The sequence below is a fragment of the Lewinella sp. JB7 genome (assembly GCF_024297185.1).
Classification (GTDB): Bacteria; Bacteroidota; Bacteroidia; order Chitinophagales; family Saprospiraceae; genus Neolewinella.
In genome coordinates, this window is sequence record NZ_JANCTD010000013.1 from 23,998 (window position 1) to 48,753 (window position 24,756).

The 24,756-nt window shown below is 60.2% G+C and carries 23 protein-coding genes; 14 read left to right on the plus strand and 9 right to left on the minus strand.

The features are described 5' to 3' along the window. Positions 1-25: 25 nt before the first annotated feature. Genes NMA52_RS17800 through NMA52_RS17815 form a run of 4 tightly spaced genes read left to right on the plus strand, consistent with a single transcriptional unit; the run spans position 26 to position 2,409 of the window. Positions 26-544: an OmpH family outer membrane protein gene (locus NMA52_RS17800; RefSeq protein WP_254829061.1), complete on the plus strand. Its 519-nt coding sequence runs from the start codon at positions 26-28 to the stop codon at positions 542-544. A 48-nt stretch (positions 545-592) separates the two neighbouring features. Further along, positions 593-1,099: an OmpH family outer membrane protein gene (locus tag NMA52_RS17805; RefSeq protein ID WP_254829062.1), complete on the plus strand. Its 507-nt coding sequence runs from the start codon at positions 593-595 to the stop codon at positions 1,097-1,099. Positions 1,100-1,117: 18 nt separating this feature from the next. Then, complete coding sequence (murI, locus tag NMA52_RS17810) at positions 1,118-1,936, plus strand: glutamate racemase (RefSeq protein WP_254829063.1); 819 nt, start codon at positions 1,118-1,120, stop codon at positions 1,934-1,936. A 5-nt stretch (positions 1,937-1,941) separates the two neighbouring features. Further along, positions 1,942-2,409, plus strand: a complete 468-nt coding sequence (locus NMA52_RS17815; RefSeq protein ID WP_254829064.1) for a DinB family protein — start codon at positions 1,942-1,944, stop codon at positions 2,407-2,409. 2 nt (positions 2,410-2,411) lie between these two features. Here the strand turns inward: NMA52_RS17815 and NMA52_RS17820 are convergent, their stop codons facing one another. Both NMA52_RS17820 and NMA52_RS17825 read right to left on the minus strand, forming a co-directional pair. Then, the gene (locus NMA52_RS17820) at positions 2,412-2,828 is read right to left on the minus strand and encodes a response regulator (protein ID WP_254829065.1); all 417 of its coding nucleotides are present in this window, start codon (positions 2,826-2,828) and stop codon (positions 2,412-2,414) included. Then, positions 2,794-4,230, minus strand: a complete 1,437-nt coding sequence (locus tag NMA52_RS17825) for an ATP-binding protein (protein WP_254829066.1) — start codon at positions 4,228-4,230, stop codon at positions 2,794-2,796. The genes NMA52_RS17820 and NMA52_RS17825 overlap by 35 nt, the downstream gene beginning before the upstream one ends. Before the next feature lie 355 nt (positions 4,231-4,585). Here NMA52_RS17825 and pnp point away from each other — a divergent pair, with 355 nt between their 5' ends. Further along, positions 4,586-6,868 carry a polyribonucleotide nucleotidyltransferase gene (gene pnp, locus NMA52_RS17830; protein ID WP_254829067.1) on the plus strand — a complete coding sequence of 761 codons (2,283 nt, stop codon included), beginning with the start codon at positions 4,586-4,588 and terminating at the stop codon, positions 6,866-6,868. A gap of 70 nt (positions 6,869-6,938) precedes the next feature. Here pnp and NMA52_RS17835 read toward each other — a convergent pair whose 3' ends face one another. The 3 genes from NMA52_RS17835 to NMA52_RS17845 all read right to left on the minus strand — a co-directional run bounded on the left by NMA52_RS17835 (position 6,939) and on the right by NMA52_RS17845 (position 11,907). Then, complete coding sequence (locus NMA52_RS17835) at positions 6,939-8,531, minus strand: sulfatase (protein ID WP_371930988.1); 1,593 nt, start codon at positions 8,529-8,531, stop codon at positions 6,939-6,941. Positions 8,532-8,875: 344 nt separating this feature from the next. Next, a complete protein-coding gene (locus NMA52_RS17840; RefSeq protein ID WP_254829069.1) occupies positions 8,876-11,323 on the minus strand; it encodes a DUF5916 domain-containing protein in 2,448 nt (815 codons plus the stop codon). Positions 11,324-11,469: 146 nt separating this feature from the next. Beyond that, on the minus strand, positions 11,470-11,907 hold the full coding sequence (locus tag NMA52_RS17845) for a DUF1761 domain-containing protein (protein WP_254829070.1): 438 nt from the start codon (positions 11,905-11,907) through the stop codon (positions 11,470-11,472). Positions 11,908-12,170: 263 nt separating this feature from the next. Here NMA52_RS17845 and NMA52_RS17850 point away from each other — a divergent pair, with 263 nt between their 5' ends. From NMA52_RS17850 to NMA52_RS17880, 7 genes are all read left to right on the plus strand, one after another. Beyond that, the gene (locus NMA52_RS17850) at positions 12,171-13,376 is read left to right on the plus strand and encodes an ATP-binding protein (RefSeq protein WP_254829071.1); all 1,206 of its coding nucleotides are present in this window, start codon (positions 12,171-12,173) and stop codon (positions 13,374-13,376) included. 184 nt (positions 13,377-13,560) lie between these two features. Next, a complete protein-coding gene (gene rplM / locus NMA52_RS17855) occupies positions 13,561-14,001 on the plus strand; it encodes a 50S ribosomal protein L13 (RefSeq protein WP_254829072.1) in 441 nt (146 codons plus the stop codon). Positions 14,002-14,044: 43 nt separating this feature from the next. Next, positions 14,045-14,434: a 30S ribosomal protein S9 gene (gene rpsI, locus NMA52_RS17860; protein WP_254829073.1), complete on the plus strand. Its 390-nt coding sequence runs from the start codon at positions 14,045-14,047 to the stop codon at positions 14,432-14,434. 83 nt (positions 14,435-14,517) lie between these two features. After that, positions 14,518-15,258, plus strand: coding sequence for a 30S ribosomal protein S2 (gene rpsB / locus NMA52_RS17865; RefSeq protein WP_254829074.1), 741 nt, complete (start codon positions 14,518-14,520; stop codon positions 15,256-15,258). Between the two features lie 89 nt (positions 15,259-15,347). Further along, positions 15,348-16,178, plus strand: a complete 831-nt coding sequence (tsf, locus tag NMA52_RS17870) for a translation elongation factor Ts (protein ID WP_254829075.1) — start codon at positions 15,348-15,350, stop codon at positions 16,176-16,178. A gap of 100 nt (positions 16,179-16,278) precedes the next feature. Further along, the gene (locus NMA52_RS17875) at positions 16,279-16,494 is read left to right on the plus strand and encodes a heavy-metal-associated domain-containing protein (protein ID WP_254829076.1); all 216 of its coding nucleotides are present in this window, start codon (positions 16,279-16,281) and stop codon (positions 16,492-16,494) included. Positions 16,495-16,496: 2 nt separating this feature from the next. Continuing rightward, positions 16,497-17,396, plus strand: a complete 900-nt coding sequence (locus NMA52_RS17880; protein WP_254829077.1) for a 1-aminocyclopropane-1-carboxylate deaminase/D-cysteine desulfhydrase — start codon at positions 16,497-16,499, stop codon at positions 17,394-17,396. A gap of 4 nt (positions 17,397-17,400) precedes the next feature. Here NMA52_RS17880 and NMA52_RS17885 read toward each other — a convergent pair whose 3' ends face one another. From NMA52_RS17885 to NMA52_RS17895, 3 genes are all read right to left on the minus strand, one after another. Then, positions 17,401-18,261, minus strand: a complete 861-nt coding sequence (locus NMA52_RS17885) for a glycosyltransferase family 2 protein (protein ID WP_254829078.1) — start codon at positions 18,259-18,261, stop codon at positions 17,401-17,403. 80 nt (positions 18,262-18,341) lie between these two features. Then, the gene (locus NMA52_RS17890) at positions 18,342-19,316 is read right to left on the minus strand and encodes a polyprenyl synthetase family protein (RefSeq protein WP_254829079.1); all 975 of its coding nucleotides are present in this window, start codon (positions 19,314-19,316) and stop codon (positions 18,342-18,344) included. Between the two features lie 14 nt (positions 19,317-19,330). Beyond that, the gene (locus tag NMA52_RS17895; protein ID WP_254829080.1) at positions 19,331-20,164 is read right to left on the minus strand and encodes an SdiA-regulated domain-containing protein; all 834 of its coding nucleotides are present in this window, start codon (positions 20,162-20,164) and stop codon (positions 19,331-19,333) included. A gap of 82 nt (positions 20,165-20,246) precedes the next feature. On the opposite strand from NMA52_RS17895, the gene pdeM reads away from it, so the two are divergent. Further along, the gene (pdeM, locus tag NMA52_RS17900; RefSeq protein WP_254829081.1) at positions 20,247-20,897 is read left to right on the plus strand and encodes a ligase-associated DNA damage response endonuclease PdeM; all 651 of its coding nucleotides are present in this window, start codon (positions 20,247-20,249) and stop codon (positions 20,895-20,897) included. On the opposite strand, the gene NMA52_RS17905 is transcribed toward pdeM, so the two are convergent. Beyond that, the gene (locus NMA52_RS17905) at positions 20,894-21,433 is read right to left on the minus strand and encodes a hypothetical protein (RefSeq protein WP_254829082.1); all 540 of its coding nucleotides are present in this window, start codon (positions 21,431-21,433) and stop codon (positions 20,894-20,896) included. The genes pdeM and NMA52_RS17905 overlap by 4 nt on opposite strands. 179 nt (positions 21,434-21,612) lie before the next feature. On the opposite strand from NMA52_RS17905, the gene NMA52_RS17910 reads away from it, so the two are divergent. Next, the gene (locus tag NMA52_RS17910; RefSeq protein WP_254829083.1) at positions 21,613-24,753 is read left to right on the plus strand and encodes a VCBS repeat-containing protein; all 3,141 of its coding nucleotides are present in this window, start codon (positions 21,613-21,615) and stop codon (positions 24,751-24,753) included. Positions 24,754-24,756: the final 3 nt, after the last annotated feature.

Sequence of the window (24,756 nt, forward strand, 5' to 3'; positions counted from 1 at the left end):
CTTTTGTGCACTAAAATTGAATCCTATGCGCCTCCGCAATTTATTCCTGATCGCCGTACTGGCCTTCGCCGGCTTCGGTGCTTCCCTGTCCGCCCAGAAAATCGCCTCCGTGGATATGGAGAAGATCATGAGCAGCATCACGGAATATCAGGACGCCCAGGAACAACTCGATCAGCTGGCCGCCAAGTGGCAGCAGGAGATCAACCAGGAATTCGATGCCATCAAGGGAATGTACAATAAGTACCAGGCCGAACAGGTGCTCATGAGCGACGATCAACGCAAGCAACAGGAGGAGGCCATCTACGACCGGGAAACTCGCGTGCGTAACATGCAACGCGAGCGCTTCGGTCCCGAAGGATCCCTCTTTCAGCGCCGTCAGGAACTCGTGAAGCCCATCCAGGACGCCATCTACGAGGCCATCGAAACCTACGCCAACCAGAATAACTACGACTTCATTTTCGACCGTGCCGGTGCCGCGGGAATCATCTTCGCCAGCGACCAGTACGACAAGACGGATGCTATCCTCCGTGCCCTAAAGAACTAAATTTTCCCCACGTACAGGCGCAACAATTGCGCCGTAACCTTAACAATGATGAAACGATTTATTCAACTCGCCTTTGTCGCGATTCTTTTCCTCGCCGCTACGGCAACCACCACCGCCCAAAAGTTCGGCTACGTGAACTCCGCGGAGATTCTCGCCGAACTACCGGCCATGAAGGCGGCCGAATCGAACCTGGAAGGACTGCAGAAGCAGCTGCAGAAGAAAGGTCAGTCGATGGTACAAACTTTTCAGACCGACTATCAGGCGCTGCAGGCCCAGGCCCAGGAAGGCACCATGAGCCCCAAGCAGCAGCAGGAGGCCGCCGCAAAACTGCAGGCTCGCGAAGAAGAAATCGGTAAGTTCGAACAGAGCATGATGGCCGATCTGCAGAAGAAGCGGGCCGAGCTGCTGGAACCCATCTACGACTCCATCAACAAAGCGATCGAGGAAGTAGCTAAGGAGAACGGCTTCCAGTTCATCTTCGACCAGCAGGTACTTCTCTACGGAGAGGAAAGCCAGGACGTCAGCGGGATGGTTAAGGCTAAACTCGGCCTGTAGACTTACCTTGCGGCAACCATGTCGCAGCACATTTACCTGCCCGATCACACGGGCTCCATTGGAGTGTTTGACTCCGGCATTGGCGGCCTCTCGGTCGCCAATGCTGTTTCCGGACTACTGCCGGCGGAAAGTTTGCTCTACGTATCCGATAACGCCCACGCGCCCTATGGGGCACGCACGGACGACGAGGTTCGCGCCTACAGTCGCCGGCTTACGGAATTCCTCCTCCGGGCCGGGGCCAAACTGATCGTCGTCGCCTGCAATACCGCCACCAGCGTTGCCATTGACGATTTGCGGGAGACCTTTCCGGCCGTTCCCTTCGTAGGACTGGAACCCGCCGTAAAACCCGCCGCCCGGAGCCGGTCGGTAGCCGTGCTGGCCACCGCCGTTACGCTGCGCAGTACCCGCTACCGCACGCTGCGGGAAACTTACTTAGCTGATCGGCCGGTGTGGGAAAGCGCCTGTCCCGGATTAGTCGACCTCATCGAAACCCACCCCAGCGGCTCCCCGGTGATTCGCGAATACTTGACGGAGCTTTTCGCGACCACCGATCAGCCCGACGCGGTAGTGCTGGGCTGCACCCATTACCCGCTCATCGCCTCCGACATCACGGCCGTACTGGGGCCCGATGTGCGGGTGATCGATCCATCAGGGGCGGCGGCGCGGCAGGTCCAACGTCTACTGGAGGAGCGGGGCCTCACCGAAAATCGGGATGTGCGAACGATCTACGACTTCTACTGTACCGGAGGAAGTGCCCCGCTCCAGCGGACGCTTTTGGCACTCACCGCACTGAACAGCCACCGACGTTGGGTGGTACCGTACCTTCCCCTAAATTAAGCTCGATGCCTTCCGTTTCCGAAAATACCTTCGTCCTCCACCAGCAGACCCGGCAAAATATTCTTGCGCTGCTGGATGCCCACACCACCGAGCAGCTCAACCGCATTCCCGAGGGCTTCAACAACAACCTGGTGTGGAATGCCGGCCACGTGATCGCTACCCAGGAGTTGCTGGTCTTTGCCCTGGGCGGGCACCGGACGCCGAGCGGGAGGGATTTCATTGACCGCTACCGTAAGGGCAGCCGCCCGGAAGGGCCCGCGGATACCGAGGAACTTGCCTACATCCGCGCCGAACTGCTCGAGGGTAATCGTCGACTTAAGGAGGCGGTTGGAGATCTGGACTGGTCGGAGTACCAGGCGTATCCCACCAGCTACGGCGTAACGCTGTCTACGGTTGCCGAAGCCATTGAGTTCAACAATATGCACGAGGCTATGCACCTGGGTACGATGCTGGCCCTGCGAAAGGTACTGTAGCGCTACCGGGGGGCGGCGAAGTAGCGATCTAGCAGGGAGTTGATTTTTTCCTTGGTCAGGGGCTTGGACTCGTGCGCATCGATGGTGGTGTACTCGCGGGCACGGGCGTAGTCCAGGTCGCCGACGGAACTGGTGAGCATGACGACCATGACCGCCGCCCGGCATTCTTCCGGGACGTGGTAATAAGCATCCAGGAATTCCCAACCGTCCATGACCGGCATATTGATGTCGAGAAACAGGAGGTCGGGACAGGGGTAGCGGCCTTCCGCCCCCGGCGTCGTGAGGTAGTCAAGCCCTTCCTTACCATTCTTACGGACCACGACCTCACCGGCTACGCCCATTTTGTCCAGGCGGCGGCAGTGGATAAAGTTATCCGCATCCGAATCATCGATCAGGAGTATGCTCCCCAGTTTGCTCATTATCTATAGTCCGCGGAATGGTGATCGTGAAAATACTACCCTGATTCGGCTTGCTTTTCACTTTGATGGTACCCCGGTGCAATTGTACTATTTTTTGACAAAAGGCCAGGCCAATGCCCTGCCCTTCGTGGGTATCCTTGCTATTAAGACGCGTAAAGAGCTCAAATATTTTGGTCTGGTCGCAGGCGGACATTCCGATTCCGTGGTCTTCCACGGTAATCCGGCACTGATCACCCAGTATTGTTGCTTCCACCCGAATCCGGGGCGGCTCGCCGGGTTTATGAAATTTGAGCGCATTAGCGATGAGATTCTGAAACAGCTGTCCCAACGCTACCGGGTACCCTTCGATGACGGGGAGCGGTCCGTTGGTCAGCTGAGCCTCCGATTCCTGAATGCGTAGGGACAGGTTTTCCCGGACTTCGCTGAGCACTTTATCCAGATCCACGCGGGTAGCCTGCTCGGAGCGTCCGACGCGACTGTACTGTAGCAGACTGTCGATGAGCCCGCTCATGCGATTCGTAGCCCGGGAGATGAAGGAAAGGTGGGTCATACCTTCTTCGTCTAGTTGGTGGGCGTGGTCCTCCTGGATGACCTCCACGAAATTGGCCACCGTGCGCAGCGGCTCACGCAGGTCGTGGGAGGCTATATAGGCGAATTGATCGAGTTCCCGGTTCTTTGTGCTCAACGCGTGATTAGCGGAACTGAGCCGTCGGTTGGCTTCCCGGGTCTCGTCGTGGGATTCCGTGATCTCCGCGAATAGCGGCTGCACCTGCGCGTAAATGTAGTAGAAAACGAAGGCCAGACCGGCAACCCCGATGAGCCGGAGGACGGTGGTCACGTTACTAAGCCGGCGCAGCTGATCCTGCCGCTTGGCGACGTCGCTGATCTCCGTCTGCCGCAGCAAAACGATCTTACTACGAATTTCCTCCATCAACTCCCGCCCCCAACGGCTGCGCATGATGCGATCCACGGCGACCGAATCACCGGTGGCACGCAGATTGATGGACCGGGAGAGCTCCTTAAAGCGATGTCGCGTCAGTTCCCTTACCCGCTCTACCCGCGACTGCTGTACGGGGTCCGCGAGGACCTCCATCCCAATGCGGGCTAGTACCGAACCGATCGTATCCCGGGCATAGGTGTACGACTGCAAATCCGTGGAATCGCGGGTGAGCAGAAAACCCCGCTGTCCGATCTCGGCATCCTGCAGGGTCGCCAACAACTGACCCAGGTCACGCTCGAGCCGTACGGCGTTATCCAGTTTTTTACGAACGTCGATGGCCGCCAGCTCCGTCACGACGGAGGCGAGAACGACGAGGGTGAGCAGACTGAGACCGGCGAACAACACGCGGAATAGTCGGTAGCTCTTTTGTCGGGGAGCGGATTGAGTTGGTGCGGGTTTCAAGAAAGGTGGCTGGCTAACGGGGGTAAAAGTAAGGAATGTAAGTAAGCTACGGTCGCCGGCGGCCCGGCAGATTGGCCGGAGCGACGATGCCGCGAAAACTTGTGTATATTTGCCGCGATACAAAATAACCTAAGATCATGGCCGCAAACGCGCGGCGTCCGTCGGTCACCAGCGACCCCCGGCGGGATTAAGAGACATGATCGGCTGTACCGGTCGATCACGGCAGTTTACCGTTTCCTCTTTGGACCCGCGGACCCGCCCTCCCTTCCCCTTTTTGCGGATGTTTTGTGTCCTGGCTGCTTCCCCCGAAGCAGCGCAGCGAAACACGTATTATCATTTAAAAGTCCAATCAATAATGGGTAATAAGACCCCAATGTCGGTGAACTTCGCCCTGCCCAGCGGGCGCGAAATCACCATCGAGACCGGCAAGCTGGCCACTCAGGCCGACGGCTCGGTCGTCGTGAAGTGTGGCAATACCATGCTTTTCTGTTCCGTAGTCTCCAGCACCAGCGTACGCGAAGGCCAGAGTTTCTTCCCCCTCAGCGTCGATTACCAGGAGAAGTTCGCCGCCGCCGGTCGTATCCCCGGTAACTTCTTCCGCCGCGAGACCCGCCTCAACGACTACGAGGTCCTCATCAGCCGCATCGTCGATCGTGCCATCCGTCCGCTCTTTCCCAAGGGGTACATGTTCGACACTCAGGTGATCATCAACCTGATCAGCCTCGACCCCGAAGTGATGCCCGATGCCCTCGCCGGCCTCGCCGCCTCGGCCGCCCTCATGGTGTCCGACATTCCCTTTGCCGGTCCCATCTCCGAGTGCCGGGTCGCCCGTATTGACGGGGAGTACGTCATCAACCCTGACCGCAGTGCCCTCGCCGACGCCGACCTCGACCTGATCGTGGCCGCCGACGCCGACAACATCATGATGGTCGAGGGAGAAGGCAAGGAAGTGGACGAAAAGTCCATCCTCGGAGCCCTCAAGGCCGGACACGAAGCCATCAAGGTGATGTGCAAGGCCCAACTCGAACTCCGCGAAATGGTCGGCGATAAGGCCAAGACCCGCGAAGTGGAGATCGTCGAGCAGGACGAGGAAATCCTCAGCTACGTCGAAAGCAAAGTAAAGGAAGGCATCACCAAAGTAGCCCGCGGCGCCCTCAACAAGCAACAGCGCAAGGAAGCCTTCAGCCAGGTCAAGGCCGACTTCAAGGAAGCCGTCCTGGCCGAGAAAGGCGAGGAATGGCAGACCGAAAACAAGGAGCAGCTCAGCAGCGCCTACGACAAGGTGCAGAAGAAGACCATCCGCAACCTCATGCTCAACGACAAGGTCCGCCTCGACGGGCGCGCTTTCGACGAAGTGCGTCCCATCTGGACGGAGGTAGACTACCTGCCCAGCGCCCACGGATCGGCCATCTTCAACCGGGGTGAGACCCAGGCCCTGACCAGTCTGACCCTCGGTACCAAGACGGACCAGCAGATGATCGACGTGGCCCACGAAAACAGCTACGCCAACTTCATCCTGCACTACAACTTCCCGGCCTTCTCGGTAGGGGAGACCAAGCCGATGCGCGGCCCCGGCCGTCGTGAAGTAGGCCACGCCAACCTGGCCGCCCGCTCGATCCGCCAGGTACTGCCCGAGGAGATGACCCACACCATCCGCATCGTATCGGACATTCTGGAATCGAACGGCTCCAGCTCGATGGCTACCGTCTGTGCCGGTTCGCTGGCCCTGATGGACGGCGGCGTACAGATCACCCGCCCCGTAGCCGGTATCGCCATGGGTATGGTAGCGGAAGGCGGCAAGATCGCCATCCTGTCCGACATCCTCGGTGACGAGGATGCCCTCGGAGATATGGACTTCAAGCTCACCGGTACGGATAAGGGCATCACCGCCTGCCAGATGGACATCAAGATCGACGGACTGCCGTACGAGCAACTCGAACAGGCCCTGGAACAGGCCCGCGTAGGCCGTTTGCACATCCTCGGCGAGATGAACAAGACGCTCAGTGCCCCCCGCGAGGATCTCAAGCCCCACGCCCCCCGCATCGTCAAGCTCATCATCGAGAAGAGCTTCATCGGCGCGGTCATCGGACCCGGCGGTAAGATCATTCAGGAACTGCAGGAACTTACCGGTACGAACATCAACATTGATGAGATCGACGGCAAGGGACACGTCTCCATCGCCAGTAACGACAAGGCGGCCATCGACGATGCCGTGGCCCGGATCAAAAAGATCACCTTTACCCCCGAAGTGGGTGGCGTGTATGAAGGTACCGTCAAGACCATCATGCCCTACGGCGTGTTCGTCGGCTTCGAGGGTGGCCGCGACGGTCTCCTGCACGTAAGCGAGATGAGCCACAGCCGCATCGAGAGCGTCGAGGACGAGTTCGAGGAGGGCGATACGGTGAAGTTCAAGATCGTCGACGTCGACGAGCGCACCGGAAAACTGCGCCTGAGCCGCAAGGCCATCATGCCCCGCGCCGACGGCACCATCCCCACGGATGAGGAGCTGGAGGAGGAGCGTAAGGCCGGTAAGTCACGCGACCGCGGCGAGCGCCGGGGCGGTGGCCGTGACCGCGGTGAGCGCCGCGGAGGTGGACGCGACCGGGGTAGCCGTCGTGACCGCAACGACCGCGACTAGTCAAGTCAAACGCACAAGCGCGAAACACGAAGCGCCCGGTAGCTATGCTGCCGGGCGCTTTTTTCGTGGATCAATCGGGTTGACTGCCCCACCAGTCGGCGTTGGGCTCCCAATCGGCCTCGTAACGGGCTTTCCTCTGGGCTTCGAGCCACGGCATCAGTTCGTCGCGGTAGCGGTCCCGCACCCGTTGCCGGGCGGCGGCGGAGTAGGTCGGGTCGGACGTGGGCAGGCGGGCCTGGCGACGGTTCAGGTGGTCCAGGAGACTCGCGTACATCGTGGCCGCTCGCTCGGTCTCCTTGCCGGACAGATCGGAGGCTTCCCCCGGGTCGGAGGCCAGGTGGTATAATTCATTGCGCCCGTCCTCGTAGTAGTGAATCAGTTTCCATTCGCCCCGGCGCAGAATGGAACTGGGTTCGCCCCCCTGATTGCCGTAGTGCGGGTAGTGCCACACCAGTTCCCGCTGTGGCAGGCTATCCCCGGCAATAACGCCGGCTAGGCTTGTCCCGTCGTGATGCACCTCCGGCCGTAGGGGTAATCCCGCCAGATCGAGGAGGGTGGGATAAAGGTCGGCCCCGGTGACCGTGGCCTCCGGGCGGCTGCCCCCGACCGTTGTTCCGGGAGCGTAGATGATGTAAGGGACCTTGATGCCGCCCTCCCACTGGTAACCCTTGCCGCCGCGCAGGGGACGTAAATTCGTTGCGTATCCGTCGCCACTGACCACGCCCCCGTTGTCGGAGGTGAATACAATGATGGTATTTTCCAGTAGGCCCTGGGCCCGCAAAGTATCGAGTACAATGCCGACGGCATCGTCCATTTGCTCTACGAGACCGCCGTAAACTGGCTGATCCTGGTACAGCTTATAGGGAAGGACGCGCTCCATGGCAAACCCCTGATCCTCGATGCCCCGGGCAATAGCCTTCTTGCGGTATTTATCCCACTTCTCCCGGGTACTCTGAATGGGAGCGTGGACGGCGTAGAAAGATAGGTAGGCGAAAAAACTGGTGTCCCGGTGCTGGGTAATGAAGTCCGCGGTTTCCCGCGCCAGCCGGAGGGACAGGTTCTCACCGGGGCGGCGGTCGGGGAGGTTGGGGTTGTCGTAGGGGTCGAAGAAGCCGCCCCGCGGGGAGCCGCTGTCGTATCCGCCGACGTTGACTTCGAATCCGTGGTCGGTCGGCCACGAGTCCTGTCCGCCGAGGTGCCACTTGCCGGCGAAGAAGGTCCGGTAGCCGGCCCCCCGAAATGCTTCGGACAGAACCGTCAGCGAATCCGGTAGCGCGCGTACGTACTGCGCCGGCAGCAGCATATCGTGGCGGCCGGCGGAGGTCCAGTCCGTTCCGGCCCTGGCGCCGATCCAGTCCGTGATGCCGTGGGCGGTAGCGAACTGGCCGGTGAGCAGACTCGCCCGACTGGGACTGCACACCTGACAATTGGCGTATCCGTTCACGAAGGTGGCCCCCATCGCGGCGAGGGCATCGATGTTGGGAGTTTCGTAAAAGTCGGACCCCATACATCCGAGATCGGAGTACCCCAGGTCGTCGGCCAGGATGAACACCACGTTCGGCCTGCGGGGGGGTGGGGTGGGCGTAGCCTCCTCGTCGGTACATCCGAGGAATACGCTAAAGAGAAAGAAGGCGAGTAAGGGGAGGGGGGAAATCCGTCTGATGGTAGGCTATTGTGAGTGACGGAGTGAAAATAGCGTTTCGTAGACTTTTGACGCGCTCAGTATCGGAGGAAGGAAACGTCCATAGCCGCCCGATCGTGGCGAGCCCGTACCGGCGGATCAGCACCCGCGAGCGAGTATGATCGTCGCTGGGGGTGGCCTACTACTCCCGGATCGCTAGATCATCAGCGGCGCACAAGTACAGTCTTCTGTTCCGGAAGCCGTTGCCTGGCGGAAAATGTCGGAGGGTCTTCGTGCCGGATTCCCAGTCGAAATAAACCACCCAGCCGGCAGGGGGGGGACTGCTTATTCCGGATAAAGTTCGCACCCGCGTCCCCGCCCCGCTGCTATCCCGGGAACAGACTGGCGTAATCCAGCCAGTAAACTACCTTGATGGAGACGGAGCCGGAGCGGGGGGTGTCCTTGTTCCACAGCCCGGAAAAGCTGTCGAAGTAGGTGTCCGCCTGCCGGTCGTCGAAGTCGGAAACGTTGGTTTTGTACACGACGAACACGTCACTGCCCGGAGCGAACCGCCAGCGGTAAATGACGTCGACGTTGAAGGCATCGAAGTCCTGATCGTGGTTGCTGGCGTAGTCGGTTTCCACCAGGCGGCCGTCCTCGGCGAGCAGGTTGAACCGGTTGTAGGCCACGCCGCTCCAGTAGTGTCGCACGCGCAGGTTGAGAGTCATGTTGGCGGAAAAGCTGTACTTGCCGAAGATCCCGGCCTCCACGCTGTTGCGGTTTCGGGTGCCGAAGTAGATGTCCGTGCGCTCACGATCATCCTCGCCGACGATGGTTTCGCGGTTAACGAAGCCGACGTCGTTGTAGTAATTGCCGCGCCAGGCAAAGCCGCTGAGGCTGAAGCGGTCGCTGAAGCGGTAGCGGGCATTAAAGTTGAAGCTGATGGAGTGGCGGTCGGTGTCGTCCCACCAACGGTTGAGGTTGAAGTTGGAACTCAAGCGCAGCTTCTTGCGGCCGTCGGTGCCGACCCACCCTCCGATGTTGCTGTAGCCGGGGCCGCGCCAGAATCGTCCCTTCACCCGGGGTTCGAAGAAGTCGAACTGATCGCCGATGTCGTGTTCCGTCCAGAGATTGAGGTTCCAGAAGCCCTTGGTGGTGGCGTAGACGTAGCCTTCGAGGTTCGTCCCGACGTAGCGGCTCGGATGGAAGAGCCGGCGGTAGTCCAGGTCGACGCCCCCGCCGCCGTTGAGGAAATAGCCGCCGAAGAAGGGCTTGGGTTGATTGTAATTAAGCTCGGCACTCCAAAAGCGGGAGTTATTGGCGAAGAGGATGCCGAGATCATTCACGTCGTAGGTGTCGCTCTCCTCTCCGTACCTGGCTTCCCAGGTCCACTGGCCGGAGATCCGGGCCACTTCGAGTTCGAGGGCGTGGCCGCTGCGGTTATTGCCCGGCTCATACTGCCGGCTGTGCTTGAGCTCCCCCCGGATGGCGTACTCGTTGGGTTTGTTGTGCAGGTCGAAGAGCAGTCCGGTCACGTTGGCGTCGCGGGCCGCGCCCTCCCGCAGAACGTTGGTGTTGATGAGGGTGGCCGAGGAGTTATTGGGGAGGTTCTGATCGACCGTCCAGACGCTGTAGTTGGTGAGGGGGTTGGTCAGGATCTGACGCTCCTCTCCCTCGGTACTGCGGATGGTGGCGTAGCTTTCCTGCTCGACGGCGTTGAAGATGCCGACGCCGGTGCCTTGGGCCGTGCGCCCACTGATTTTGGTGGCGTTGTAGAGTTTTGCGCGCTGGGGATTATTGATGATTTCTTCACCATACTTGAGCGCGTCGTATACCCGATTTTGGTAGAAATTGCGGCCGCCCACCCGTCGGCTATAGAAGAGTCCGCCCTTATTGAACAGTTCCGTACCCTCGGTGAAGAACGCGCGCTGCTCGTCGAAGCGTTGTTCGAAGGGTCCCAGGTTAAGGATCTGGTCGTCGCTGCGGGCCTCCCCGAAGTCCGGGATCAGGGTCATGTCCAGGGTAAAGGCATCGTTGAGGCCCAGCTTTACGTCCATCCCTCCGGTAATGCTGGTGCCGTAGGTGGCCTTTTCGTTTGGTTCCCGGCCCTGCAGACCGTACACCGCGACGAATGGAGTCGCCTGCAGACGCAGTGGAGCCTTGATATTGTACAGACCGGTGAGAGTGCCTGACTGGTTGAGGAATCCGTCTACGTTGGGGTCGATTTCGGCCCAGAAGCTTTGCTCGTTCCGGCGGCGTAGCATGCGGACGAAGTTTATCGTCCAGGACTGTTCGTCGGTGGAAGGAAAGCGTAGGGCGGAGTAGGGGATGAATACTTCGACCGCCCAGCCCGCATCGGTCTGGGAGGTTTGACTGACCCACACGGCATCCCAGTTGGAGTCTTCGCGGCCGCCCTCCTGCTTGGCGTCGAACTGCACGTTTGCCGGAGTGATGATGAAGGTGAAGCCGTTGATGCCGCTCCGGTAAGGGTCGAGAACGAAGCCGAAAAAATCCGTGTTCCCCAGGTCGTCCCGTTCCGTTAGTTCGGACAGGATGCTGTCGGGGTGAGTATCGTAGAGGGTGGCGCCGATGTAAAGACCGCGATTATCATAAATGACGCGTACTTCCGTTTCCTGGCTGGCGGGCAGTCCGGGGGTCGGGCGCAGGGTGATAAAATCCTTTCCCGGTGGTACATCTTGCCAGACGGGCTCGTCCAGGATACCGTCGATCTTAATGGAAGCGTCGGTCCGTACGGCGTCCAGGGTAGGCTTGTCCTGGGCCGTCAGGGCGGGGAGCAGCAGACTGAGGAGTACGAGGGTAAAGAGTTTTTGCATGGGCGACTTTGTGGGTAGACGTCGGAGACGATACCCTTAACGACGGAAACCGCCGCGAATGGTTGCACTTTTTTCACCGCCCCCGCCCGATCTACTAAATATAAGGTATCCGGCGTGCTGGTGTTCTCTATTCGTTGACCGCCCGTCTACCGGCGGGCGGGATGCCAGTGCCCGACGATGGCGCCGATGACCGTGAAGAGAACAATGTGGTAAAGACCGTCGATCACGCTGAGCATGGGAGGGTCGAAGGCGAACAGGTTGCCGATGCCGTGGCCGGCCGCGACCAGCAGCCCGATCATAAGTCCCAGGGTGGCCCCCCCGGCTAACGTTGCCATCCCGGATCGCATGACGAGCCAGGCCAGGAAAAAAGCGTAGGCCGCCATAATTACGGCATTGAGGAGCATGGGCGTTACCGGATCGAGGGTAACCGCCTCCCCGTGCTTACGAAAGTTTACGTTGTCTTCGGTGGTCAGGCCGACCGCCTCGGTCCAGGCGACATTGAAGAACAGGCCGTAGAAGAGGAAGCCGATAAACATACCGGCGGCGGTGGCGCCCAGGATGGCCCACCAGTTGATGTTGCGCATACGTGTAGGGGGTTGATGAGGTAAGAAGCACTATCGCGGTTCCGTAAAATAAGGCTTTGCCAACAAAGCACAGCCGTGACCCGATAGGGATATATGGATGATCTTGCGGGGGGCACACGGGTTGCCGTCCACTGCGGGATCCGGAGCCGAATTTCTCATTTTTAACGAACCTATTTCCGGCTTCGTCCTGTTTTTGGGCTATTTCGTCGGAATTTTCAACTAAGATTTCCCGGGTTGATTCTTTGAAAAACTACCTTTATAACGTGAGTTCTCCAAAACCGGCAAATGAAGCGGCCCGACTTGCCAATCTACGAGAGTACGCTATCCTTGACAGCTTACCTGAAGATGAATTCGACGATCTGACGGCCATTGCGGCTGAGATTTGCGGTGCACCGGTGTCGCTCATCAGTCTGGTCGACGAACACCGGCAGTGGTTTAAGTCAAGTCAGGGAATGCCCCCCAATACGCCGCAAACGTCGCGCGATCTGGCTTTCTGCGCGTACAATATCATGGAGCCGAGGGAAACGATGATCGTGCCCGACGCCCGCCTGGACCCCCGGTTTACGGACAACGAATTGGTGTACAACGAACTGAACGTCATCTTCTACGCGGGGGTGCCCCTGGTGAGCCGCGAGGGTTACGCTCTGGGCAGTTTGTGCGTCATCGACCACGTACCGCGCGAGTTGTCGGATAGTCAACTGCGGGCGCTGGAAAGGCTGGGGCGGCAGGTCATCAAACTGTTCGAACTGCGACGGGCACTGGCTGAGGCCGAACAGAATGCCCGGGAACGGCAGCACGCCTACCGGATTCTGCGCGATTTCAGTCACGTAATCGCCCACGACCTTAAGGCACCGCTCCGCAACATCCGCCAGGCCGGAGAGATGCTTGAGGAGGACTACCTCAGCCTCCTGCCGCAGGACGGGGCCGAACTGCTCCGCATGATTCAGGAGCGGGCCGTGGATGCGTCTCAGATGATCGACGGAGTACTGCGGTACAGCCAGGTGACCCGTAGTTTGCAGGATGCCCACGAGAGTGTCGATATTCAACAGTGCATCGAGCGGGCGGTCCGGCAACTCGATCCGGTAGGAGATTTTCACGTCGAATACGTAGGCAAGGTCGACCGACTCTATACTTCTTCGATCGCCCTTCTGCAGTCTTTTCAGAACCTCATCGGCAACGCCGTAAAGTTTAACGACAAGGAGCAGGGGCGGGTCACCATCGACTGTGTCCACGAGCCCGGCGTGCAGTACGTTTTTTCGGTGGAGGATAATGGTCCGGGCATCCAGCAGGAAAGCCAGCAGGCGATCTTCCGTCTGTTTCACAGCGCGGGGACGGGTAAGACGGGCAGCCACGGCGTCGGGTTGTCGATCGTCAAGCACCTGGTCGAGGCGATCGGAGGCAGCATCCGGGTGGAATCTACGGTAGGGGAGGGGGCCAAATTCACCTTCGTCATCCCCGAGCATCGCTAGGGTAATCCGGAATCCGTGCGATATTTTTACTGTTTTCCAGGGAGTTACGGAGGTAGGTAGCGAAAAATAACTTATCGATAGCTTGTTTACGGTGGGGAACCTTCTTACCTTTGCGTCCGCTTTCGTAAAGCCGTCCGTACGGGGCGGGGACGCGGGAGCGATGAATCAGAAAAATCAAGTTCCCTTGAATACCCTTTCCTACAAGACGCAGTCGGCCAACGCCGCTTCGGTTGACCGTAAGTGGCACGTCATCGACGCGGACGGCGAGATTGTCGGCCGCCTGGCCACCCAGATCGCCCGTGTGCTGCGCGGCAAGCATAAGCCGGACTATACGCCCCATTTCGACAACGGCGACCACGTGATCGTCATCAATGCCGATAAGGTGCGCTTTACCGGTCTGAAGTTCAACAATAAAGAGTACCTGCGGCATACCGGATACCCCGGCGGACAGCGGAAGGCTACCCCCCGCCAGATCATGGCCCGGAAGCCGGAGCTCATCCTGGAGCACGCCGTCAAGGGTATGCTGCCGAAGACTAAACTCGGTCGCGCCCAGTACAAGAAACTCCACATCTACGCCGGTGCCGAGCATCCCCACACCGCGCAGAAACCACAGGAACTCAAATAAGGGTCGGGCTTGCCCACTACCCCCCAAATCTTAATCCATTATCATGGAACAAATAAACGCAATTGGTCGCCGCAAAGCCGCCGTCGCCCGCATCTACCTCATGCAGGGAAAGGGCAATATTACCGTCAACGGTAAGGACTACAAGACGTACTTCCCCCAGACGCACGTGCAGGGCAAAATCGTGCAGCCCTTCCAGGCCATCGAGGTCGACAACGGCATCTACGACGTGAAGGTGAACGTTGACGGTGGTGGCTACAAAGGACAGGCCGAGGCCATCCGGATGGCCATCAGCCGCGCCCTGGTCAAGCTCAACGAAGACTTCCGTACCCCGCTGAAGAGCCAGAAACTGCTCACCCGCGACGCCCGCGTCGTAGAGCGCAAGAAGTACGGTAAGCCCAAGGCCCGTAAGAGCTTCCAGTTCTCCAAGCGATAGTTTCGCTGCGGTGGTCTACCCGCCGGTATCCCTTAACAACCATCCGGAATTTCCCCCCTCCCGGATTAACAATATAACAACCCATGGCAAAGCCAACCCATCAGCAGCTTTTGGAGGCCGGTGTACACTTCGGCCACCTGCGCCGCAAGTGGAACCCCAAGATGTCGCCCTACATCTTCACCGAGAAGAACGGCATCCACCTCATCGACCTCAACCGTACCCTGGAGAACGTAGACCGCGCCGGCAATGCCATGCGCCAGATCGCCAAGGCCGGAAAGAAGATTCTCTTCGTTGCCACCAAGAAGCAGGCCCGCGACATCGTCACCGCCGCCGCCCAGGAGGTCAACATGCCCTACGTGACCGACCGCTGGCAGGGCGGTATGCTCACCAACTTCAACACCATCCGCCGCTCCATCCGTAAGATGCAGAACATCGAGCGCATGCTCGGCGACGGTACCCTCGACAGCGTCACGAAGAAGGAGCGTCTCACCCTCACCCGGGAGCACGAAAAGATGAACAAGGTACTTGGTGGTATCGCCGATATGCAGCGGATCCCCAATGCCATCTTCGTCGTCGACATCGTACACGAGCACCTGGCTATCGCCGAGGCTAAAAAACTGGGTATGCGCACCTTCGGTATCGTAGATACCAACGCCGACCCCACCAGCGTCGACTACGCCATTCCCGGAAACGACGACGCCAGCAAGGCCGTCGGTGTCATCACCAACTACCTGGTCGAATGCATCAAGGAAGGACTGGCCGAACGCGGGGAAGACAAGGAACAGAAGGAAAGCAGCGGGGAAGAGGTGGCTACCGCGGAATAGTATAGTGGTAGCGGGGTATGGTGGTAAAGTACCACGTACCTCCGTACCACATTACCACTATCTCCCCAACAAAAATCAAAATACCTACAATGGCAATTAGTGCTCAAGAAGTAAAGAAACTACGGGACATGACGGGTTCCGGTATGATGGACTGTAAGAAAGCCCTCGCGGAAGCGGACGGCGATTTCGACAAGGCCATCGAAATTCTGCGCAAGCGCGGCGAAAAGGTAGCCGCCAAGCGTGACGACCGCGAAGCCAACGAAGGCGTGGTCATCGCTCAGGTTAACGACGCCAACGACTACGGCGTGATCGTACGGTTGAGCAGCGAAACCGACTTCGTAGCCAAGAATGATGATTTCGTAGCCTTCGCCCAGAAGATCGCCGACATCGCCCTCGAAAACCGCCCCGCGGACCTGGAAGCCCTCAACGGCCTCTCTATGGAAGGCAAACTGACCGTCGGAGAAAAAGTCACCGAAATGGTCGGCAAGATCAACGAGAAGATCAGCGTAACGGCTTACGAACAACTGGACGCCCCCCTGGTCGCCCCCTATATTCACAGCGGTTACCGGGCCGGCGTCCTCGTCGCGCTGACCAAGAACAACGACAACGCCTTCCAGGCCGGTCGTGACGTGGCCATGCAGGTCGCGGCCATGAAGCCGGTCGCCGTAAACAAAAGCGGTATCGACCAGGCCACCATCGATCAGGAACTGGACATCGCCATGGACCTCGCCCGCCAGGAGGGCAAGCCGGAAGCCATGCTCGAAAAGATCGGCCAGGGTCGCCTCAATAAGTTCTTCAAGGAAAACACCCTGGAAGCCCAGGCTTTCGTGAAGAGCGATAAGCAGAGCGTCGCCCAGTACCTCGACTCCGTCGAGAAAGGACTGAAAGTGACCGACTTCAAGCACGTAGCGCTCGGATAAACCGGCAAAGCGAAATGCCCCGAAAGGGTCGTCTTCCCACCGGGAGGGCGACCCTTTTTTCGTTTCGGGCGTTCTCTCACAAATTCGTAACCCGCGACCCATGACCGCCACCCTGCACACCTTTGCCACCAACATCAACTGTGGAAGTTGCGTACGCAGCGTAACCTCTTTTCTCGATGATCTGGAGGGCGTAACCATCTGGCGCGTGGACGTCGAAGACGAGCGCAAGTTGCTGACCGTCGAGGGCACCGCTTCCCCGGACGCCATCATGACCGTCGTCCGGGATGCCGGTTACGAAATCCGTCCGCTGGATTAGTCTTGCTTCCCCCGAGTCCCCTCCAACTGCTTCGCCATCCCGCCGCCCTCCGTGCCGGGGTAACCCTCTACTGCAAACGCGACGATCAGTACGCCTGGGACCCCGGAAGCCCCCTCCAGGGCAATAAGGTCAGAAAGTTGTGGCCCCTCCTGTCGCGCGGTGATGGCGTGGGCCGTTCGGTCGTTTCCTTCGGCGGTGCATTCAGCAATCACGTCGCGGCACTGGCGGCGGCCGGCGCCCGCTTAGGATTCTCCACCCGTCTCTTCATTCGCGGAGAACCCGTCGATAATCCTACACTCCGTTCGGCCGTCGACCACGGAGCCGAATTGCACTTCCTCTCCCGCACCGACTACCGCAGGAAGGACGACCCCCTATTTCTGCGACATCTCGGTGTCCGTGCGTCGGATGTCGTCATTCCGGAAGGGGGCAGCGGCGCGGAATCCCTAACGTATGCGGGCAAGGCATTCTCCGAGACGGTCGATCAATTAGGTGGCCGCCCCCCCGATCATTTTTGCCTTAGCGCGGGCACGGGCGGAACGGCCGCCGGAGTGATTGTCGCCGCCGCTGGTACCCCGTGCACGGTAGAGGTTTTTCCCGCCCTGCGGGGAGACTGGATGGGCGACGAGATTTCACGACGGTTAGCGGGCTACCCCTACAACGAGCGGTACCGGGTGATCACGGCGTACCACTTTGGCGGCTACGGTCGCTTTTCGCCGGACTGGCGGTTGTATACTCCCCCGGGTGCGGTAGCTAAGCGCGCCGACATCGGAGAGGAGGGGCTACCCGAACTGGAGCCGGTGTATACCGCTAAGCTATTTCACGGGGTGCTCGATCGTATCCGTGCCGGCGTATACTCCCCGGGCGCAACCATTGTGGTTTTGCATACCGGAGGAATCTACTGATTGATCAGGCAAAGGGGGATTCCGAGCGGGCCTCCTCGACAATCTGGGGTTCTACGTCCCGGATAATTTCGATGCCGTCCGCATTCCAGTGGATGTACCCTGCCCGCTCAAACTGTTTTAGCCAGCCGTCCATCGGCCAGATCTGCCATTTCTGGTGAAAGCGGACCGCGTTGGTCACGATTTCCCGTAAATGATTGTAGGGTGGAGAGTAGGTATCGTGATGCTGGTGGTATACCCGGGCGCCGCAGGCGTAAAGGGGTAGTCGACCGTGGCGGGCGGTAAAGGCGAAGTCCGTGTCTTCCCCCCCGTAACCGGAGTATGCTTCGTCAAAACCACCCAGACGCGCGAAATCCGTAGCCCGGAGTCCGAAGGAAAGCGACCAGAACAGGTGGTAGGGAAGGGGGATCAGGGAGTCGGGCTCCTCCGGAAGGGCGGGCCGGCGGGGGTGCTGCTGAGCGACGCGGTCGAGCGTGGCAAAGTTCCAGTCGCCGGCTGTGGAACCGGCCGGCAGGTAACGTACGTCACCCATGACGAGGGAGCGGGTGAGTTCCACGGCGGACCCGAGTTGGCGTAGATAATCCGGGTGGGGGATACAGTCTACGTCAAGAAAGGCAAGCATCGTACCCCCGGCTTCGGATGCCGCCCGGTTGCGCGCGGCGGCCAGGGGGAGTGGATGGTCTTCGTCGTTGAGACGGTGGAGATAGAGTTTACAACCCGGATCGGGCAGGTCGCGGGGGATGGCCTCGTTCATGAACACGATGATCATCTCCCGGGGCGGGGCGGTTTGCTGGGCCACGCCGCGCAGCAGGTTGTGCAGATGATCCCGCCGCCCCCGCACGATCGTGAGTAAGCTTATATCGCTCATATGGGTTATAACAACTTGTGCGGGATGCGTCCGCCCCACAAAAGTACGATTGCCCCGCGGATGTTCGGCGAGGGTAAAACTTAGTAAGAACGATCGACCACGTAGTTCACCAGTTGCTCCAACCCGGTGCGCGCCTCACTTGCGGGCAGTTGGCGTAAGAGGGCGAAGGCTTCATCGCGGTAGCGGTACATGGCTTCCTGGGCGTAGGCGATTCCCGCGCTCCGCCGCACGAATTCCAGTACTTCCCTGACCCGTTCCGGATCGTCGCTGTACTTTTTGATGTTCCGGATCACGCGTCGTCGCTCACCGCGGGATGCCTGATTCAGGGCGTGGATCAGCGGCAGGGTCATCTTCTTTTCCTTAATGTCGATACCGCGGGGCTTGCCCACGTCGTCGAGTCCGAAGTCGAACAGGTCGTCACGTATCTGAAAAGCGATGCCGATCTTCTCCCCGAAGGCATGCATGAGCCGCACCGTCTCGTCCGCTCCGGTAGAGGAGGCGGCCCCCGCGGCACAGGATGCGGCGATCAGGCTGGCCGTCTTCTGGCGGATCACTTCGAAGTAGACGGCCTCGTCGATGTCGAGCCGGCGGGCCTTCTCGATCTGGAGCAGCTCCCCCTCCGCCAGGGCCTGCACGGCGTCCGAACTGATCTCGAGCGTACGGTACTGTTTGGACTTCAGGGCGATGGACAGTCCCCGCGCCAGAAAGTAGTCGCCTACCAGTACGGCGATCTTGTTCTTCCACAGGGCATTGATGCTGAAAAAGCCCCGCCGCTCGTAGCTTTCGTCTACGACGTCGTCGTGGACCAGGCTGGCGGTATGCACCAGCTCGATGAGACTGGCGGCGGTATAGGTGTCGTCGTTGATGCCCCCGCAGGCCAGCGCGCTGAAGAAGGTGAACATGGGGCGCATCTGCTTGCCCTTGCGCCGGACGATGTAGTAGGTGATGCGATCCATCAGCGGAACGGGAGAACGCAGGGTCTCGCGAAACCGCCGTTCGAAGGTCTCCAGTTCGGTCGCGATGGGGCGCTTTATCTCGTCGAGGCCTTGGGCCATCAGGGGGCGGCTGTTTAGGGCGTCAAAGGTAGCCTATAAATCCGCGCCGGCGCCCCGTTCTTGGCTTCGGTACTGAGGTAGAGCGTCCCGTCGGCCGCGAAGGCGAGTCCCTCGGGCTGGGGAAACAGCTCCTCATCCAGCCGCTGCACGGATATGATGTCGCCCCCGACCGTGGTGACCGTCAGTCGCTTGCCTACGCTGCTGGTGAGGTATAGTTCGCCGCTTATCGGGTGGATCGCCAGGGCGGAGGGCGAAAACTTATCGTCGCGTGGTATGACGACCGCCGCCTTTTTACTCGCCTTTCCGCTCTGCGGGTCGAAGGCGAAGATGTAGCGATTGTCCTTATCCCGTCCGTCGTCGCGCACGTCGGCCTTACAGGCCAGCAGCAGGCGATCGTTGGCGGCATCGTACACCAACCCTTCCACGTCGTTTCCGCCCTTCAGCCAGGTGTTGTATTCCTTTACTTGCTGTTTGTCGGTGCCGGCATGTCTTACCCGGTAGAGACGTCCGTTGCTCTTGGTTACCCAGATGTCGTCACCAGCAACCGCGATACCTTCGTAGTCACCCTTCTTCCAGAACTTGATCCGTTCCAGAATGGCCCCGTCCGCGCGGCGTAAGCGGTAGATGATTCCCCTTTCGTCGGCAATGGCCAGTATTTCCTCGCCCCGTACGGCCAGACCGGAAATTTCCTCGAGTTCGTCCGGTAATGTCACCAGCAATTCGGGCTCATTCAGGCGGTAGGGTAGGGAAGCTTCCGTTTGGGCGCGGACGCGGGAGCCACCTAACGGGTAAGGCAGTGGCCCGGCGAGCAGGTACAACATCAGCAGCCACGTAATCGAGTAATGCATACCTACCAAATAGCCAGACCGTCCGTTGGTTTACCGGCCGACCGTTTACCAGCCCGGGGAGCGGTGTTACCTTTGCGGCCGCATGGAGACCATCACTATTGCCGGCGAATTGCTGGAGCTGCATCCCGACCGCGCCGTGTACTGGCGGGCACGCCGCATCCTGCTGCTGGCCGATCTTCACCTGGGCAAGGGGGCTCATTTCCGCAGAGCGGGGATCGCCGTCCCCCCCCTGGTCAGCGACGTCAACTTCGCCCGCCTTCGCGGGCTGATCGAGGAACTGAGTCCGGCGCGCGTCCTCCTGCTCGGTGATCTTTTCCACAGCGATCACAACTACGTGTGGGGGGGATTCTGCGCCTTCACGGCCGCCTACCCCGAACTGTCATTCGAGCTCGTGCCCGGCAATCACGATATCCTGCCGCCACAGTGTTACGCGGAAGCCAGGTTGCGGATGCACGAGGAGATTATCACGATCGGCCCCTTTTCCCTTAGCCATCACCCCCTCGAACCGCAGCAGCGCGTGGCCGGCAAGTATAACCTCTGCGGGCACGTTCACCCCTGCGTACGACTGGTAGATCGCACCGGTGGCGGCATGAAGCTTCCCAGCTTTTATTTTGGTGCGACCGAAGGAATTCTGCCGGCCTTCGGCGAATTTACGGGCTGCGCCGAGGTCAAGGTGCGCCCCGGCGACCGGGTATTCGTGCTGGCCGAACAGACTGTACTGGCGGTCGCCTAGCGGAAGCGCAGCGAAAGTTGCCGCCCCTCCAGCGTATCCGGCGCCTTGTCGAACAGCAGTATGGTATACGCTATGCCCCTCCCCTCGCGGTACAGGGCCACCATCTGAGCCTGTTCCCTATCGCTGAAACTGCGTTTGGGGCGGAAAGTGTACATCCGCGCCCAGTCGGCATTGAAGAGTTCGAGGTCCTCCTCCCCGAAGCTGTGCACGGCCGTGACCGCGTCCTCATCGTTGCTGCTCAGATTCATGGCGAGCGTTGTGGCGGCCAAGTGGGGTAGTTGGTAGTAGCGGTCGCCCTCCGTCTCCGGCCGGATGTGGAAGCGAAGTTCCAGCTTTTCCCGGCGGGAAGCCATGGCGTAGTCGTCGATCAGGTAGTCGTTGTCGTGGCGCAACGTCTCCCGGTAATCACTGTCGAGCGGGGCGGTGAACCGAATGTCCAGGCTGTCGAGCAATCGGGTAAAGTGGGGCGGCAGGTCCATTTGGGCCACCAGCGAAGTGCCGGATAAAAGCAGCGCGAGGAGGAGGATGGTTCGCATGACCGACGTAACGTTTGGACAGTTCAAGTTACCGATGATGGTGCGCATATTTATTCGCTAACCGGGGATTCCGTCACCGTGCGGACCAGCTGGCACCCCATAATCAGCTGGATTCCAACAGTACCAGCTTCCACGACCGGTCGTCGATCTAATATTCAGGAATACCGTAGTTTTCCCGTATGGTACGATTGCTTAGCGTATGCGGACTGGCCTGTCTCCTGCTGGGGTGCGCAACGCGGGTCTCCCAACCGACTGACTCCGCCGCGCCCCGCGAGGTCCCCTCCTTCACCCACATCCTGATTGATTCCACTAAGCAAAAGTGGGGAGACTGGGCCGAACCGGAGTGGCTGCGCTACTTTGGCCAGGACGAGGCGGACATTGACCACGACGGAGATCTTGACATCCTCAGTGGCCGCTACCTTTACTTCAATCCGGGCGGTAATCTGGAGGGGAAGTGGCGTCGCCAGGTGTTGGACGACAACGTCGACGGCATCTTCCTGATCGATGTCGACGGCGATGCTTTCTCCGACCTCATCGCCATGGCGCTTCCCGACGTATACTGGTACGAAGCGACGGATGCCGATGCCACCGCCTGGAGGCGTACCAGGGTTACGCAGGTGCCGGCCACGTCTCACGTCAACTCCCAGGGTTTCGAGCGGGCACAGATCGTCGCGGGTGGTCGGGAAGAGTTGCTGTTAGCCGGCAACGGTGACGTGTACCTGATCAGGATCCCGGACGACCCCACCACTCCCTGGCCCACCGAACTCATCGCCCCGAACACCAGCGATGAAGGAATCGGGGTCGGAGACCTGGACGGGGACGGCGACCTCGATCTCGCCGTCGGGCGCCGCCCGGAGGGCGCCGACGAGCCCACCATTCTGGTCCGCTACCTCAATCCCGGCGACGGTACGACGCCCTGGCCGTCGCGCGAGGTCGGCACCAGCGAGCATCCCATCGACCGCGTCTCGGTCAGCGACCTGAACGGCGACGGTCGCGCCGACATCATCGTCACCGAAGAGCGCTATCCCGGTGAGGAACCCGACGGTAACCTCTGGTGGTACGAGCAGCCGGCAGGAGAAAAAAGTTGGGAGCGTCACCGGGTGGTCACCCAGTACTCCATGAATAATCTGGACGTCGCGGACATCGACGGCGACGGCGACGTAGATATCCTCACGAACGAACACAAGGGCCCACGCTTAGAGCTACAGTTCTGGCTGAACGACGGGCGGGGGAATTTTACCAAGCGGGTTGTCGACACCGGAAAGGAAAATCACCTGGGCACCCAGCTGGTCGATCTCGACAACGACGGCGACCTCGACATCTTCGGCGGAGCCTGGGACAGCTACGAGTTCGTCCACGTCTGGCGGAACGACGAACGGCACAACGACCTGCGTACCGGAGCGGTCTTCCGGGAATACACCTGGTCTCCGGAGGTGGCCGGACTGTCCGAGGAATTCCTGCGGGTAGGCGGTAAGCTGGATTATCGGAACGCCACGGGTGACACCCCATCTCGCTTTCCCGACGGTAGCATACTTCTCGCGGACCATATACCCCTGTCGGCCGTAAAGGAGGCCGAAGTGGTGGTACAACGGGTGCAGAGTCATGAGGACACCAAATCACTGCAGATCAGTTTTAACGACGGACCCTGGATCGATATCCCGGAACCGGCCACCATCCCTCACCCGGCCACGGACTATATGTTCCACGCGAACGTGAGCGTGCCGGTCCCCCCGTCCACTCTGCTGGGCGGGGCCAACCGTTTCAAACTGCGCGTAGCCGACGTCCAAAGCTGGGGCTGGCCCCAGAACCTCATTTACGGCGTGACCCTACGTACGTATATGCGGAATGTTCCGCCAGTAGATGCCCCCGCCCTTACCGTAGAGCGGGCCGGAACGGAGGCCTACGACTTGAGCCTGGAGGGTGGTACGGAAGACGTCCGTCGCGTGGAGTACGTGGGCCGGTACACCGGCGTGGATCCGGCCGGACACGGGAGGGCGCGCCGGTTCCACTACCGCCTGCACGGCCCGGGAGTGGATGGTCATCTCGGTACGGCGACCACCCCCCCCTTCTCGGTTCGGTGGAACACGGAATGGCTTCCGGATCAGGAGTTGCCGGTGGAGATATCCGCCCGAGTACACTACCGTGATGGGTCCATCCGGCTGCTTGAGCCCCGCTCGGTGGTCCACGCCGACCGCGACGCCTCCGTGTACTTTGCCCGCCCGGCCGGGGTTCCGGCGTTCTGGGTAACGCGTAACCGGGCCTACTCACAAAACTTTCACCTGCCTCTCGATCCTACGTCCGTTACCGACGCCCGGCTCACCTGGAATGCGTGGAGCCCCTGTTACAGTGCGGGAATCACCCTCAACCAGGTGGACGTTTCCGCGGAAGCACCCGGACCATGCTACCGGGCCGACCGGCGAGAACTGCGCGTATCCCCGGCGCACCTTCGGGCCGGCGAAAACACCCTCACCACCCTACAGACGCCCCTGCACGACGGAGAAATGGTACACGGGATGGAGGTCCAGTATCCGGGCTTTGCCCTACTCGTCCGGCGGCAGCCCGTCGATTCCGTGCGCATCACGACGGCCACCTACGAAGATCGGCCCCACTTCGTCGTTACGACCCCGGCGGCAACCTACTACTACGACCGGGCCGGCGGCGGATTGTCGCGGCTCATCGATCCCCGTGGCAGCGATTGGATTGCCTACCGGACGGAGCCCTGGGACCAGTATCCCGCCAGTGCGGCCGGTGCCTACCGTGGAATGCCTAATCTCGTCTTTGGCGGGCCGCACGGGGGGGCGGGGCACCCCGGTCACGACCGGATGACCAGTCGGATTGCGGCACCGGACCGCATTATCTCCACGACGCCGGACGGACAGTGGGAATGGACGTGGTCCTTTACCCCTACGGGTGCCCGTCTCGACGTCACCACCGTTCCGCCGGACGCTACGTACTGGTTTCTCTACGAAGGCACCCCGGGCGGGAGCTATGATCCCGAGAATTTTTTATACGCCATCGACGACCGCGATCCGGTCGGCGAAACCCCGGATTTTTATCGCGGAGAAAGCCGCTTTACGCCCATGCGCCAGATACGTATCGGTGACCGTGAGCTTCCCTATATGCTCCGCATCACCCACCTTACGGAGACGCCGAGCGAGAGCGTGATCGGTCTGCTCGGCAATACCGAAACCGGTGTCGGCAGTCCTGACGGTATGGTCGTCTTCGGCTTCGGGCGCACGGAGGGTACGTCCGCCGTCCTGCGCGGCCCCCAGTCCTTCCACATCGACTTTCAACCCCACCGACCAAGCACCGGAAAATAGCTT

Excerpts from the sequence above, each read along its gene's own strand:
- pdeM (WP_254829081.1), top strand. The coding sequence starts at position 20,247 with ATGGAGACCATCACTATTGCCGGCGAATTGCTGGAGCTGCATCCCGAC.
- NMA52_RS17805 (WP_254829062.1), top strand. The coding sequence starts at position 593 with ATGAAACGATTTATTCAACTCGCCTTTGTCGCGATTCTTTTCCTCGCC.
- NMA52_RS17895 (WP_254829080.1), bottom strand. The coding sequence starts at position 20,164 with ATGCATTACTCGATTACGTGGCTGCTGATGTTGTACCTGCTCGCCGGG.
- NMA52_RS17800 (WP_254829061.1), top strand. The coding sequence starts at position 26 with ATGCGCCTCCGCAATTTATTCCTGATCGCCGTACTGGCCTTCGCCGGC.
- NMA52_RS17885 (WP_254829078.1), bottom strand. The coding sequence starts at position 18,261 with ATGAGCGATATAAGCTTACTCACGATCGTGCGGGGGCGGCGGGATCAT.
- NMA52_RS17905 (WP_254829082.1), bottom strand. The coding sequence starts at position 21,433 with ATGCGAACCATCCTCCTCCTCGCGCTGCTTTTATCCGGCACTTCGCTG.
- NMA52_RS17890 (WP_254829079.1), bottom strand. The coding sequence starts at position 19,316 with ATGGCCCAAGGCCTCGACGAGATAAAGCGCCCCATCGCGACCGAACTG.
- pnp (WP_254829067.1), top strand. The coding sequence starts at position 4,586 with ATGGGTAATAAGACCCCAATGTCGGTGAACTTCGCCCTGCCCAGCGGG.
- rpsB (WP_254829074.1), top strand. The coding sequence starts at position 14,518 with ATGGCAAAGCCAACCCATCAGCAGCTTTTGGAGGCCGGTGTACACTTC.
- rpsI (WP_254829073.1), top strand. The coding sequence starts at position 14,045 with ATGGAACAAATAAACGCAATTGGTCGCCGCAAAGCCGCCGTCGCCCGC.
- NMA52_RS17820 (WP_254829065.1), bottom strand. The coding sequence starts at position 2,828 with ATGAGCAAACTGGGGAGCATACTCCTGATCGATGATTCGGATGCGGAT.
- NMA52_RS17875 (WP_254829076.1), top strand. The coding sequence starts at position 16,279 with ATGACCGCCACCCTGCACACCTTTGCCACCAACATCAACTGTGGAAGT.
- NMA52_RS17840 (WP_254829069.1), bottom strand. The coding sequence starts at position 11,323 with ATGCAAAAACTCTTTACCCTCGTACTCCTCAGTCTGCTGCTCCCCGCC.
- NMA52_RS17845 (WP_254829070.1), bottom strand. The coding sequence starts at position 11,907 with ATGCGCAACATCAACTGGTGGGCCATCCTGGGCGCCACCGCCGCCGGT.
- murI (WP_254829063.1), top strand. The coding sequence starts at position 1,118 with ATGTCGCAGCACATTTACCTGCCCGATCACACGGGCTCCATTGGAGTG.
- NMA52_RS17815 (WP_254829064.1), top strand. The coding sequence starts at position 1,942 with ATGCCTTCCGTTTCCGAAAATACCTTCGTCCTCCACCAGCAGACCCGG.
- NMA52_RS17910 (WP_254829083.1), top strand. The coding sequence starts at position 21,613 with ATGGTACGATTGCTTAGCGTATGCGGACTGGCCTGTCTCCTGCTGGGG.
- tsf (WP_254829075.1), top strand. The coding sequence starts at position 15,348 with ATGGCAATTAGTGCTCAAGAAGTAAAGAAACTACGGGACATGACGGGT.